This window comes from Pseudomonas tohonis, from assembly GCF_012767755.2.
Taxonomy (GTDB): domain Bacteria; phylum Pseudomonadota; class Gammaproteobacteria; order Pseudomonadales; family Pseudomonadaceae; genus Metapseudomonas; species Metapseudomonas tohonis.
On the sequence record NZ_AP023189.1, the window covers coordinates 2,508,676 to 2,521,559 of the forward strand.

Here is a 12,884-nt window from a genome sequence, read left to right on the forward strand (position 1 = left end):
TCGGGCAGATACAGGCGCGGGGCAATCTGGCCCTGACTGCAGAGCCCTGCAGTTCCAGACCCCCGGCAGGACCGCATCATGAACAGCACACTCGGACGTACCGCGTCTTTCACCTTCGGCGTTATCAGCTACCTGGTCTTTCTCGCCGCGTTCATCCTTTCCATCGCCTTCGTGGCCAATCTTCCCTGGGCGCCGGCCCGTCTCGACGGCGAGCCGTTGCTGCCGCTGGGCTGGGCGCTGGCCATCGACGCTGCGCTGCTCGTCGCTGCGAGCCTGGTGTACCGGGTGAGCCGTGGCGCCGCCCAGAGCGCGCGGGTGCTGCTGGGCAGCCTCGCGACGCTGGCGTTGCTGGCGCTGTGGCAGCCGCTGGGCGGCGAGCTGTGGCGGGTCGAAGGGCCGGCGCTGCGCCAGGTGCTGGCGGCGGCCTTCGGCCTGGGCGGGGCGTTGCTGCTCTACGCGGTGCTGCTCGGTGACCAGTTGGCGGCGGGCGGCCTGCATGCCGCTGCACGGCGCCTGTTCGGCCTGGCCGAGGAGGGGCGCGAGGAGGCCGGCGAGGAGTGGCGCCGCCAGCGCCGCGATGCATCGAGCCTGGGTGTGCTGCTGCTGGCCTGGGCCACGCCGGAACCGAGTGCCGTTCACCTGGCGCTGGCGCTGCTGGCGAGCCTGGCGGTCTACCTGGCCTGGCGCCGTCCGCTCGCCGGGCTGCCGGTGGAGGGCCGCATCGAGCCGCAGGCCGTCCGCTCGCAGCGCCTGCTGCTGGTGGCTTCGCGCAAGGCGGGGACGCCGGTCGACCCGGTGCGTGCGGCCTGAGGAACGGTCGGATCGCCTCCAGCGGGGTTACCGGGACCATTCGGGGTGGGCTGGGTGGTTTCGCTGCGCTCTACCCACCCTACGGCAGGCGTTCATCCTGCTGGGTGCCCGATCGAACCGTCGCAGGCGCCCCGGGGATGTGGTTTCCCAGGCTCGAACGAAGGGCTGTGGAAACGAAAGAACCCCATCGCCGCGAGGTGATGGGGTTCTTCGTTTGCAGCCTGCCCTGCGCCTCCCTGGCGGCGGGCCATGCGGGTGCGATCAGACGGTGAAGCGCGCCACCATGCCGTTGAGTTCGACGGCCAGGCGCGACAGTTCCTGGCTGGCGGCGGCGGTCTGGTTGGCGCCGGTGGCGGTCTGTACCGAGATGTCGCGGATATTCACCAGGTTGCGGTCCACTTCGCGGGCGACCTGGGCCTGTTCTTCGGCTGCGCTGGCGATGACCAGGGTGCGTTCGTTGATCTGGCCGACCTGCTCGGTGATTTCCACCAGGGCGCGGCCGGCGGCTTCGGCGATCTCCAGCATCTGCCGGGCGCGCTGGTCGTTCTGGTTCATGGCGCCGACGGCTTCACCGGTGCCGCTCTGGATGCTGCCGATCATCTGTTCGATCTCGCGGGTGGATTCCTGGGTGCGGTGGGCGAGGGCGCGTACCTCGTCGGCGACCACGGCGAACCCACGGCCCTGCTCGCCGGCGCGGGCGGCCTCGATGGCGGCATTGAGCGCCAGCAGGTTGGTCTGCTCGGCGATGGCGCGGATCACGTCCAGCACCTTGCTGATGCTTTGCGCGCGGTCGGCCAGCCCCCCGACCAGGGTGGAGGTGTGGGCGACTTCCTGGCTCATGCTGCGGATCGCCTGGACCGTCTGCTGCACACGGTCGCGGCCGGACTGGGCGGATTCCTCGGAGGCGCGCGAGGCGTCGGAGGTGGAGCTGGCGTTGCGCGCGACCTCTTCCACGGCGGCAGTCATTTCGTTGACGGCGGTGGCGGCCATCTCGATCTCGTCGTGCTGGCGGGTGAGGGAGCGGTTGCCTTCCTCGGTCACCGCGTTGAGCTCTTCGGCGGCGGAGGCCAGCTGGGTGGCCGAGTTGCCGATCTGCTGGATGGTGCCGCGCAGCTGTTGCTGCATGCGCTGCAGGGCGGTGAGCAGTTTCGCCGGCTCGTCGTTGCCGGCGGTGTCGATGCGCCCGGTGAGGTCGCCACTGGCGACCACGCCGGCTACCAGCACGGCTTCGCCCAGGGGGACGGTGATGCTGCGGGTGAGGGCCCAGGCGAGGGCGACGGTGACCAGCGCAGCGATCACCAGCACGCTGATGACGGCGGTGGTGGCGCTGGCGTAGTTCTCGTCCGCCTGGGCGTTGGCGGCGTCGGCGCCCTGGGTGTTGTAGTCGGAAAGTTCGTTGAGTGCCTTGAGGGTGGTGCGGTAGTTGTCCAGCAGCGGGCCCTGGATCAGTTCGGTGGCGGCCGCCTTCTCACCGCCCTTGGACATGGCGAGCAGCTTGTCGACCCCGGCGATGAAGCCTTGGCGCTCCTGGATGTAGCGGTCGAACAGCTGCTGGTCGCGGCCCGGGTCGATGCTGGCCTTGTAGGTGCTTTCGGCTTTTTCGAGCTGGGCGATGATTTCGCGCATGCGCGTTTCGAGGAACTGCTGGGAGGACTGGTCCGTCGCCAGGACATGGCCGAGCTGCACCTGGCGAAGTTCGGTCAGGGACAGGTTGATCTGGGCGATGGTGCGCACGCTGGGCAGCCAGCTCTGGCTGATCTCGGTGGAGGCGTCGTTGATCACCGACATGCGGTTGAGCGAGAACAGGCCGGTCAACACCAGAAGCAAGGTGATGATGGCGAAGCCGAAAGCCGCGCGTGGCGCGATGGGGAACTGGCGCAGGAACATGGGTCACTTCTCCGGGGGGGCTGCGGTACGAACCAGGGAGGCTCGGAAAAAGTATAGGAAGCCCTGTGGGATACGCGTGAACTTCACCGCTGCGCTGGGCTTCGGAGCTTATGGAACGGAGGACTTTCCATGGTCCTGACGCAACCATGCCCGTATCGGACGATACGGGCATGGTGGGTGTTGCGTTCGCCTGGCGGCGCGGGTGTCAGGCCGAGAAGCGCTTGAGCACCAGGGTGGCGTTGGTGCCGCCGAAGCCGAAGCTGTTGGACATGATGGTGTCCAGCTTGGCGTTCTCGCGGGTCTCGCGCAGGATCGGCAGGTCGGCCACTTCCGGGTCCAGCTCGTCGATGTTGGCGGAGCCGGCGATGAAGTTGCCTTCCATCATCAGCAGGCAGTAGATCGCCTCGTGCACGCCGGCGGCGCCCAGGCTGTGGCCCGACAGGCTCTTGGTGGAGCTGATGGCCGGGGCCTTGTCGCCGAACACTTCGCGCACGCCACGGATCTCGGCGACGTCGCCGACCGGGGTGGAGGTGCCGTGGGTGTTCAGGTAGTCGATCGGGGTGTCGACGGTGGACAGCGCCTGCTGCATGCAGCGGATCGCGCCTTCGCCGCTCGGAGCGACCATGTCGTAGCCATCGGAGGTGGCGCCGTAGCCGACGATTTCCGCGTAGATCTTGGCGCCGCGCGCGAGGGCGTGCTCCAGTTCCTCGACCACCACCATGCCGCCGCCACCGGCGATGACGAAGCCGTCACGCTTGGCGTCGTAGGCGCGGGAGGCCTTCTCGGGGGTGTCGTTGTACTGGGTGGAGAGGGCGCCCATGGCGTCGAACAGGCAGCTCTGGCTCCAGTGTTCTTCTTCACCGCCGCCGGCGAAGACCACGTCCTGCTTGCCGAGCTGGATCTGCTCCATGGCCTGGCCGATGCAGTGGGCGCTGGTGGCGCAGGCGGAAGAGATGGAGAAGTTCACGCCCTTGATCTGGAAGGGGGTGGCCAGGCACGCGGATACGGTGCTGCCCATGGTGCGGGTCACGCGGTATGGGCCGATGCGCTTGACGCCCTTCTCGCGCAGGGTGTCGATGGCTTCCATCTGGTTGACGGTGGAGGCGCCGCCGGAGCCTGCGATCAGGCCGGTGCGCGGGTTGGAGATCTGCTCGGGTTGCAGGCCCGAGTCCTTGATCGCCTGTTCCATCGCCAGGTAGGCGTAGGCGGCGGCGTCGCCCATGAAGCGGAAGATCTTGCGATCGATCAGCTCTTCGAGGTTCAGGTCGACCGAACCGGAAACGTGGCTGCGCAGGCCCATTTCGGCATAGGACGGGTTGTGGCGGATGCCGGCCCGGCCTGCACGCAGGTTGGCGGAAACGGTTTCCTTGTCATTGCCCAGGCAGGAAACGATGCCCAGGCCAGTGATCACGACACGACGCATGCGGATAACCCTTAAAAACTGTCAGTGGAAGTGAACAGGCCGACGCGGAGGCCTTCGGCGCTGTAGATCTCGCGGCCATCGACGCTGACGGTGCCATCGGCGATGCCGAGGATCAGCGAGCGGCTGATGGTGCGCTTGATCTGGATGTTGTAGGTGATCTTTTTCGCGGTGGGCAGGATCTGGCCGAAGAATTTCACTTCGCCCGAACCCAGGGCACGGCCACGGCCGGGGTTGCCCTGCCAGCCGAGGTAGAAGCCGACCAGTTGCCACATGGCATCCAGGCCCAGGCAGCCCGGCATCACCGGGTCGCCTTCGAAATGGCAGGCGAAGAACCACAGGTCCGGATTGATGTCGAGCTCGGCGACGATTTCGCCCTTGCCGTACTTACCGCCGGTTTCGCTGATATGGACGATGCGATCGATCATCAACATGTTGGGGGCGGGCAGTTGCGCATTACCGGGGCCGAACAGCTCACCGCGACTGCAGCGCAGCAGGTCTTCCCGGGAATAGGCGTTTTGTTTGGTCATGCGAGCTCCTCAATGGTCCCCGTGCAGGGCTTGGCATTTCGTCCACACTGCCGCGCGCACAGGCGTCGAATCAGCAGACTAGTCATAGACTGTTGCGTTGCGGTGAAAGTCACAGAGTACAGTCGTTCACTTGTTCAAGGACGCTTGCGCCGTTGTTGCGGGCCCTTTCCGGCGCAAGCCTGCCGCACTTTAGCACTGTTGCCCACTCACCGAAGGTCGGGGGGGCAATCCGCCGCGCCACCCAGCCAGCGCTGCAGGACGCGCTGCAAATCGGCCCGCTTGAAGGGCTTGGCGAGGTAGTCGTTCATGCCCGCGTCCAGGCAGGCTTCGCGGTCGCCCTGCAGGGCGTTGGCGGTGAGGGCGATGATCGGCGTGCGGGCCCCTCCATTCATCTTGCGAATCTGCCGGGTGGCTTCGTAGCCATCGAGCACCGGCAGGCGGCAGTCCATGAGGATCGCCGAGAAGTGCTGGCGCGAGGCGCTCTGCACCGCCTGGGCGCCGTCGCCCACCAGGCTGACGCGGTAACCGAGGCTGCGCAGCATGGCCTCGATCACGGTCTGGTTGACCGGGTTGTCCTCCACCAGCAGCACCTGCTGGCCGGTGCCATTGGTGGTGTCGCTGGCGCCACCCTCGCTGGCCCGGCGCTCCTGCTGGCGGAACGGCAGGGGGATTTCCAGGGTGAAGATGGAGCCGCGGCCCTCGAGGCTTTCCGCGCGCAGGGTGCCGCCCATGCGTTCGGCCAGGGTGCGGGCGATGGGCAGGCCGAGCCCGGTGCCGCCGTAGCGCCGGGAGATGGAGCTGTCGGCCTGCTGGAAGGCGTCGAACATGTGCTCCAGGCGTTCCGGCGGGATGCCGATGCCGCTGTCGTGCACGGCGCAGGTGAGCCACAGCACCTCGTCGTCCAGCGGCTGCCACTGGGTGAGGACGCGGATGCCGCCGTCCTCGGTGAATTTCAGGGCGTTGCCGACCAGGTTCACCAGGATCTGGCGGATGCGCGTCGGGTCGCCTTGCACCTCGATCTGCTCCAGGCCCTCCTGGGTTTCCAGGGTCAGCGCCAGGCCGCGCTGCAGGGCGCTGTGCTGGAACACCTGCACCGAGCCCTGGACCAGCTCCAGCAGGTTGAAGGAGATGCGTTCCAGCTCCAGTGCGCCGCGTTCGATGCGCGAGAAGTCGAGGATGTCGTTGATCACCTTGAGCAGGTGCTCGGTGGATTCGGCGGCCAGGGCGGCGTACTCGGCCTGCTCTCGGTTCAGTTCGGTTGTTTCAAGAAGTTGCAGCATGCCCAGGACGCCGTTCATGGGCGTGCGCAGTTCGTGGCTCATCATCGCCAGGAAGTCGGATTTGGCGCGGTTGGCCTGCTCGGCTTCCTCGCGGGCGCTGATCAGCTGGTCGATGGCCTGCTGCTGCTCGCGGCTGGCCTTGGCCAGGCCGTTGGCGAGGTTGTTGATGTGCCGCGCCAGGTCGCCCAGCTCGCCTTCGTCCACCACCGGCAGGCTGGCCTGGTAGTTGCCGCCCTGGATGGCCTCGACCGCCTCGCCCATGGCGCTGATCGGCTGCGACAGGCGGGTGGCCAGGCGCCGCGCCAGGAGGAAGGTGAGCACCAGGGCGAACAGCGCCAGTACGGTGGCCTTGAGGAGGATTTCCTGCTGCCGGCTGCTGAAGGCGTCGTTGGACATGCCCACCACCACGCGCCCCAGGTAGCCGGTGGCGAGCTTGCCGTTGCTGCGTTCGCTGTGGAACAGCGCCTCGCTGTCCAGCTTCATCTGCTGCATGCGGATCGGCGCGTGGAACACCTCCACCTGGGGGCCGGCCTTTTCCAGGCTGCCGGGCTGTTCGACGTAGACGAGGATGTTGTCTTCACGGTCGCGCACTTCGAGGAAGCGCACGTGCGGGGTGTCCAGGGTCGCCTTGAGCAGGCCTTCGAGTACCGGCAGGTTGCCGGCGATCACGCCGTATTCGGCGGCTGGCGCCAGTTGGTTGGCGATCAGCTGGCCGGTGTGGTTCAGCTCCTGGCGCAGGTCCTGCAGGCGGGCGAAGGTGAAGAAGCCGGTGAGCAGCAGCGTCAGCAGCAGGGCCGGGCCCAGGCTGATCAGTTGCGTGCGGGTGTGGATGTCCCAGCCACGGCGCAGGTTCATCGGCACTCCCCGAGGCAGGCGCCCGGTGCGGCGATGGTGAAGAAGAGGAGGGGGGCTGGGCGGCGGATCATCCGTGTGCCTCGTGACAGGCTCGTCCATGGAAAAGATGAATGCATGGGAAACTCTAGCTGGGCCTGCGCTCTGGTCGAATGGCATCCGTCGTGGCGGGTTGGGCACCCCGTTCGTCCGACGTGGTCGTAGAAGGCTGAATTGTCGTGCCTGGGTTCACACTTGACCAGTGGCAGATGCCTCGTTTGAGACTGGCTGGTCGCTCGGCCCTCCGTATAATGCGCGCAACCGCCATCCCCGATGGCTCTACATGGACTGGTTATGACTCAACAGCAATCGATCGCGGTGCTGGGCGGCGGCAGCTTCGGCACCGCCATCGCCAACCTCCTGGCCGAGAACGGCAAGAGCGTGCAGCAGTGGATGCGCGATCCCGAGCAAGCCGAGGCGATCCGCGCCAACCGCGAGAACCCGCGCTACCTCAAGGGGGTGAAGATCCACCCCGGCGTCGAACCCACCACCGATCTGGATGCGGTGCTCGCCAGTTGCGAGCTGATCTTCGTCGCCATCCCCTCCAGCGCATTGCGCAAGGTGCTCGAACCGGTCGCCGGCCAGTTGAAGGGCCGCATGCTGGTGAGCCTGACCAAGGGCATCGAGGCGCAGAGCTTCCTGCTGATGAGCCAGATCCTCGAAGACATCGCCCCCGAGGCGCGCATCGGCGTGCTCTCCGGCCCCAACCTGGCACGCGAGGTGGCCGACCACGCCCTCACCGCCACCGTGGTCGCCAGCGAAGACACCGAGCTGTGCCAGCAGGTGCAGGCCGCCCTGCACGGCAAGACCTTCCGCGTCTACGCCAGTGCCGATCGCTTCGGCGTCGAGCTGGGCGGTGCGCTGAAGAACGTCTACGCGATCATCGCCGGCATGGCCGCGGCGCTGGGCATGGGCGAGAACACCAAGAGCATGCTGATCACCCGCGCGCTGGCGGAGATGACCCGCTTCGCCGTGAAGCTCGGCGCCAACCCCATGACCTTCCTCGGCCTGGCCGGCGTCGGCGACCTGATCGTCACCTGTTCCTCGCCCAAGAGCCGCAACTACCAGGTCGGCCACGCCCTGGGCGAAGGCCTCAGCCTGGAGGATGCGGTGGCGCGCCTGGGCGAGGTGGCCGAGGGCGTCAACACCCTCAAGGTGCTCAAGGCCCGTGCCGAGGAGCTGCAGGTGTACATGCCGCTGGTCGCTGGCCTGCATGCCATTCTTTTCGAGGGGCGTACGCTGGCCCAGGTGATCGAGGCGCTGATGCGCGCCGAACCCAAGACCGACGTCGACTTCATTCCCACCAGCGGCTTCTGAGCCCCGCCAACTTCGGACAAGGAGATTCCCATGAGTGATGAGCGCGAAGACCTGCAGCGTGAGTCGATCCTGCTGCGCGTGCTGTGGATGCTGATCTTCGTAGTCGTCTGGCAGCTGGCCGAGATCGTCCTCGGCGTGGTGGTCCTGGCGCAGCTCGGCTACCGGGCCTTCTACGGCGCGCCCAGTGGCGGCCTGATGGGGTTCGGCGACAGCCTGAGCCAGTACCTGGCGCAGATCGGTCGCTTCGGCACCTTCAATACCGAGGAAAAGCCCTGGCCCTTCGCCGACTGGCCCACGCCGCGCCCGCCGGAAGGCGAGGCCGCCCACGTGGTGCCGCCGGCCCCGCACCCCGCGCGCGACGAAGAGCCCAAGCTGTGAGGCTGTGGTTGCTGCGCCACGGTGAGGCCGAGCCCCGTGCGGCCACCGACGCCGAACGCCCCTTGACCCGCAATGGCCGCCAGGAGGTGCTGCATGCCGCCGCACGCCTGGCCGGTCGCCCGCTGCAGGCCATCATCGCCAGCCCCTACCTGCGTGCCCAGCAGAGTGCCGAACTGGTACGCGAGGCGCTGGATTTCCCCGGCGCGCTGGTGACGCAACCCTGGCTGACCCCGGAAAGCGACCCGCGCGAAGCCCTCGCGCGACTGGCCGAGCGGGAGGAGGGCGAGCTGCTGCTGGTGACGCACAACCCCTTCGTCGGCGAACTCGCGGGCCTGCTGATCCACGGTCATCGCCAGCAGCCGCTGCCCCTGGGCACCGCCAGCCTCGTCGAGCTGGAGGGCGAAATGGCCCTTGCGGGCCTGATGGAGCTGCGCTCCCTGCACCACGCACACCGGACCTGACCCCGCCCCAAGGACGACCCCATGCTCAGACGCATCACGCTCCGCGCCCTGATGGCGCTCGCCACCCTGCTGCCCGGTTCCACCCTCCTGGCGGCGGACAACCCGGACCCTTCCTTCTTCGTCGGCAACTACTGGATCGTCGGTCGCGACCTCGACACCGGCAAGCCCTACACCGGCGAGCTGGACATCTACCAGGACGAGGGCGAGCTGTCCCTGGCCTGGACCGTGGGCGAGGAGAGCTGGACGGGCAAGGCGCACTTCGAGAACTCCGAACTGGTGGACGGCGCCTCGGGGCTGCGCATCGACTTCAAGCGCAACGGCAAGGAGTACCAGGGCACCATGCTCTGGCGCACCGACTGGGACAACTATGCGCGGGTGTCCGGGTACATCTACCGGCCCGGGCAGCAGACCGACAAGCCCGGGCTCGAGGCCTGGTTCGTCTCGCCGTCGAATTGATGGGCGCTCCTGCTCCGGAGCACTCGGCCCGCCCTGTGGTGGGCCCGCTCGCGTAGGGCGACGGCGGTCGCCGTGCGGCGCGTAGCGCCGCCGCCTTTTTCATCATTTTCCGCTGCAACCCCCGCCCCAGGGGCTCTCGGAGCCTGTGTCCGAGCCCGATACATTTCTTAACTTGCGCCGCTTCCTACTGCGTGGAATATTCGCCCAAGCAAGTGCTTGGTTGTCCCCAGAAAAACAAAAAAGGAGGAGGCCCTGTGGCTGATGCAGTCCGTTTGCCGCTCGATATGTTCTTCGAGCGAGAGGCACGTCACCCCAACAAACGCTACCTGGTCCAACCGCTGTCCGGCGGCAGGGTCGAGGAACTGACCTGGGGCGATGTCGGCGACCAGGCGCGACGCGCCGCCAGCTGGCTGAGAGGGCGTGACCTGCCTCCCGGCAGCCGCATCGCCATCATTTCCAAGAATTGTGCTCACTGGATAGTCGCCGACCTCGCGATCTGGATGGCCGGGCACGTTTCCGTTCCCCTCTACCCCAACCTCACCGGCGAGTCCGTGCACCAGGTGCTGGCGCATTCGGAAACCGCCCTGGCCTTCATCGGCAAGCTGGACGACTGGCCCGCCATGGCCAGCGGCATTCCCGAAGGCGTGGCCACCATCGCGCTGCCGATCCACCCCGAGGGGACCTTCGACTACCAGTGGAGCGAGTTGCAGGCGGAGACGCCGATCCGCGACAACCCCAGGACCGCCGCCGAGCAGCTGGCTACCATCATCTACACCTCCGGCACCACCGGGACGCCTAAGGGCGTAATGCAGAGCTTCGGCAACTTCGCCTTCGCCGCCGGCCACGGTGTCGACCTGTTCAAGACCGGTGAAGACGACCGCCTGCTGTCCTACCTGCCGCTGTGCCATGTGGCCGAGCGCATGTTCGTCGAAATGGCCTCGCTCTATGCCGGGCAGACGGTGTTCTTCGCCGAGAGCCTCGACACCTTCCTCGAAGACCTCAAGCGCGCCCGTCCCACCGCCATCTTCGGCGTGCCGCGCATCTGGACCAAGTTCCAGATGGGGGTCTACGCGAAGATGCCCGCGCAGAAGCTCGACCGCCTGCTCAAGCTGCCGATCATCGGCCGCATCGTCGGCCGCAAGGTGCTCGCCGGGCTCGGGCTGGACGCCGTGCGCGTGGCCCTGTGCGGCGCCGCTCCGGTGCCCGAGGCGCTGCTGCACTGGTACAAGCGCCTGGGCCTGGACGTGCTCGAGGTCTACGGCATGACCGAGAACTGCGGCTACTCCCACGTGTGCCGCCCGGGCGAGCAGATGACCGGCTGGATCGGCCGCAACAGCCCCGGTGTCGAGGTGCGCATCAACGACGATGGCGAGGTGCAGGTGCGCAGCGGCGCCACCATGCAGGGGTACTACAAGGACCCGGAGAAGACCGCCGAGACCATCACCCCCGACGGCTTCCTGCGCACCGGCGACAAGGGCGAGCAGGACGCCGCCGGCAACCTGCGTCTCACCGGGCGCATCAAGGAAATCTTCAAGACCAGCAAGGGCAAGTACGTGGCCCCGGCCCCCATCGAGAACCGCCTGGCGGTGCATACCCGCATCGAGCAGGTGTGCGTGGTGGGCGATGGCCTGCCGCAGCCGATGGCGCTCTGCGTGCTTTCCGACGTCGGTCGCCAGGAAGCCGCCAACGGCACCCGCGCCGAGCTGGAGGGCAGCCTGCGCGAGTTGCTGGAGCAGGTGAACGAGGCGCTGGACAAGCACGAACGCCTGCTCGGCCTGGTGCTGGTCAAGGAAGTCTGGGCGGTCGACAACGGCTTCCTGACGCCTACCCTGAAGATCAAGCGCAACGTGGTGGAGGGCACCTACGGATCGCGCTTCCCCGAATGGATCGAGCGCCGCCAGGCGGTGCTCTGGCACGAGTGACCCCTGACCGCCGGGAGCCCTGGCCACCCCGGCGGCATTCTTCCGAGGAGCCGACATGAGCCTGTGGCGCCAGACCCCCGATCTCGAAAAACTCAATGCATCCCAGCAAGGCACCATCGGCGGCCTGCTGGACATCCGCTTCGAAGCCTTCGACGACGAATCGATCACCGCCAGCATGGTGGTCGACAGCCGTACCCACCAACCCTACGGCCTGCTCCACGGCGGCGCCTCGGTGGTGCTGGCCGAGAGCCTCGGCTCCACCGCCAGCTACCTGTGCATCGACACCAGCCGCTTCTACTGCGTGGGCCTGGAGGTCAACGCCAACCACCTGCGCGGCCTGCGCAGCGGCCGCGTCACCGCCGTCGCCCGTCCCGTGCACCTGGGCCGCACCACCCATGTGTGGGACATCCGCCTCAGCGGTGACGACGGCAAGCCCAGCTGCATCTCGCGCCTGACCATGGCCATCGTGCCGCTGGGCGAGCAGCCGCCGAAGGGGTGATCACACGGCAACTGTAGGGGCGACTTCAGTCGCCCCTACAGTTGCCGTGTGCCTTCGGCGGATGATTCCCGGCAGTCGCGCAATTTCATCCAAGCCGATCACCCCTCCACGCGCTAGAGTGGCGCCCATGGAGCGCATCAGTCATATCGTCAGCGGCCTGCCCGGCGTCCGCCTGATCGATGCCGAGTACCGCGATTTCGCCTTTCCCCGGCATTTCCACCTGGAGTACCACGTGGGCCTGCTGCTGAACGGGCGGCAGCGTTTCGTCTGCCGGGGCGAGTCGCGCCTGGCCGGGCGCGGCGACGCGCTGCTGATGGCGCCGGAGCAGATCCACGACGGCGCCAGCCAGGGCGGGGAGGGCTATCACATCCGCGTGCTGGCCATCGAGCCGCAATGGCTGGATGAAGCCAGCCGCGTGCTCAGCGACGGTCGCCAGGGGGCACCCCGCCTGACCAGCGCGACCCTGCGCGACCCCACGCTGCAGGCGCGCCTGCAGGCCGTGCACGCAGGGTTTCTCGGTAACTCCCGCCTGGCCCTGGAGAGCGTGCTCTGGCCGGCGCTGGCCTGCCTGCTCGGGCAGGGCTCGACGCTGCGGGTCAGCGAGCTCGCCCAGGGCTTCGACGCTCGCACCTGGCAGCGCCTGCGCGAGTGGCTGGAGTCGCGCCTGGAATCGCCGCCGTCCCTGGAGGAGCTGGCGGCCTTCTGCGGCCTCAGCCCCTGGCAGGCGCTACGGCGTTTCCGCCAGCACTGCGGCCTGCCGCCCCACCAGTGGCTGACCCAGCTGCGCCTCGAACGGGCCCTGCCGCTGGTGCTGCGTGGCCAGCAACCGCTCAGCGACGTGGCCCTGCAGCTGGGCTTCTACGACCAGGCGCACTTCTCCCGGCTGTTCCGCCGCACCTACGGCGTGCCGCCGGCACGCTTGCGCACGCTGGGTTGAGGGCCGTCCGCTGCTGTGGCAATAGCGCCATCATCACTGGCAGTTACGGTCATTGCCGAGGGCGCCGGGCTGCCGGAAAATCCCCGGCAGTTCCCA

General features: G+C 67.6%; 12 protein-coding genes. 8 read left to right on the forward strand and 4 right to left on the reverse strand.

Annotation, left to right across the window (positions count from 1 at the left end):
• The first annotated feature begins 78 nt into the window (after positions 1 to 78).
• Entirely contained in the window at positions 79 to 810 is a 732-nt protein-coding gene (locus tag HSX14_RS11480; RefSeq protein WP_173178325.1) for an isoprenylcysteine carboxylmethyltransferase family protein, read from the forward strand.
• A gap of 261 nt (positions 811 to 1,071) precedes the next feature.
• Here the strand turns inward: HSX14_RS11480 and HSX14_RS11485 are convergent, their stop codons facing one another.
• From HSX14_RS11485 to HSX14_RS11500, 4 genes are all read right to left on the reverse strand, one after another.
• The gene (locus HSX14_RS11485; RefSeq protein WP_173178326.1) at positions 1,072 to 2,697 is read right to left on the reverse strand and encodes a methyl-accepting chemotaxis protein; all 1,626 of its coding nucleotides are present in this window, start codon (positions 2,695 to 2,697) and stop codon (positions 1,072 to 1,074) included.
• A 205-nt stretch (positions 2,698 to 2,902) separates the two neighbouring features.
• The gene (fabB, locus tag HSX14_RS11490; protein ID WP_111263461.1) at positions 2,903 to 4,120 is read right to left on the reverse strand and encodes a beta-ketoacyl-ACP synthase I; all 1,218 of its coding nucleotides are present in this window, start codon (positions 4,118 to 4,120) and stop codon (positions 2,903 to 2,905) included.
• A gap of 11 nt (positions 4,121 to 4,131) precedes the next feature.
• Positions 4,132 to 4,647: a 3-hydroxyacyl-[acyl-carrier-protein] dehydratase FabA gene (fabA, locus tag HSX14_RS11495; RefSeq protein WP_021220691.1), complete on the reverse strand. Its 516-nt coding sequence runs from the start codon at positions 4,645 to 4,647 to the stop codon at positions 4,132 to 4,134.
• 206 nt (positions 4,648 to 4,853) lie between these two features.
• On the reverse strand, positions 4,854 to 6,782 hold the full coding sequence (locus HSX14_RS11500; RefSeq protein WP_173178327.1) for an ATP-binding protein: 1,929 nt from the start codon (positions 6,780 to 6,782) through the stop codon (positions 4,854 to 4,856).
• A gap of 330 nt (positions 6,783 to 7,112) precedes the next feature.
• Here HSX14_RS11500 and HSX14_RS11505 point away from each other — a divergent pair, with 330 nt between their 5' ends.
• The 7 genes from HSX14_RS11505 (at position 7,113) to HSX14_RS11535 (ending at position 12,788) form a co-directional block, all read left to right on the forward strand.
• Positions 7,113 to 8,135, forward strand: coding sequence for an NAD(P)H-dependent glycerol-3-phosphate dehydrogenase (locus HSX14_RS11505; RefSeq protein ID WP_111263463.1), 1,023 nt, complete (start codon positions 7,113 to 7,115; stop codon positions 8,133 to 8,135).
• A 30-nt stretch (positions 8,136 to 8,165) separates the two neighbouring features.
• Positions 8,166 to 8,513, forward strand: a complete 348-nt coding sequence (locus HSX14_RS11510) for a DUF4389 domain-containing protein (protein ID WP_111263464.1) — start codon at positions 8,166 to 8,168, stop codon at positions 8,511 to 8,513.
• On the forward strand, positions 8,510 to 8,974 hold the full coding sequence (gene sixA, locus HSX14_RS11515) for a phosphohistidine phosphatase SixA (RefSeq protein WP_173178328.1): 465 nt from the start codon (positions 8,510 to 8,512) through the stop codon (positions 8,972 to 8,974). Before HSX14_RS11510 ends, sixA begins: the two co-directional genes overlap by 4 nt.
• Positions 8,975 to 8,995: 21 nt before the next feature.
• The gene (locus HSX14_RS11520; RefSeq protein WP_111263466.1) at positions 8,996 to 9,430 is read left to right on the forward strand and encodes a hypothetical protein; all 435 of its coding nucleotides are present in this window, start codon (positions 8,996 to 8,998) and stop codon (positions 9,428 to 9,430) included.
• A 254-nt stretch (positions 9,431 to 9,684) separates the two neighbouring features.
• Positions 9,685 to 11,352 (forward strand): AMP-binding protein, encoded by a 1,668-nt coding sequence (locus HSX14_RS11525; protein WP_173178329.1) that lies wholly within the window; start codon positions 9,685 to 9,687, stop codon positions 11,350 to 11,352.
• Positions 11,353 to 11,407: 55 nt separating this feature from the next.
• Positions 11,408 to 11,851, forward strand: coding sequence for a hotdog fold thioesterase (locus tag HSX14_RS11530; RefSeq protein WP_111263468.1), 444 nt, complete (start codon positions 11,408 to 11,410; stop codon positions 11,849 to 11,851).
• Positions 11,852 to 11,978: 127 nt separating this feature from the next.
• Positions 11,979 to 12,788 carry a helix-turn-helix transcriptional regulator gene (locus HSX14_RS11535; protein ID WP_173178330.1) on the forward strand — a complete coding sequence of 270 codons (810 nt, stop codon included), beginning with the start codon at positions 11,979 to 11,981 and terminating at the stop codon, positions 12,786 to 12,788.
• The last annotated feature ends 96 nt before the right edge of the window (positions 12,789 to 12,884 follow it).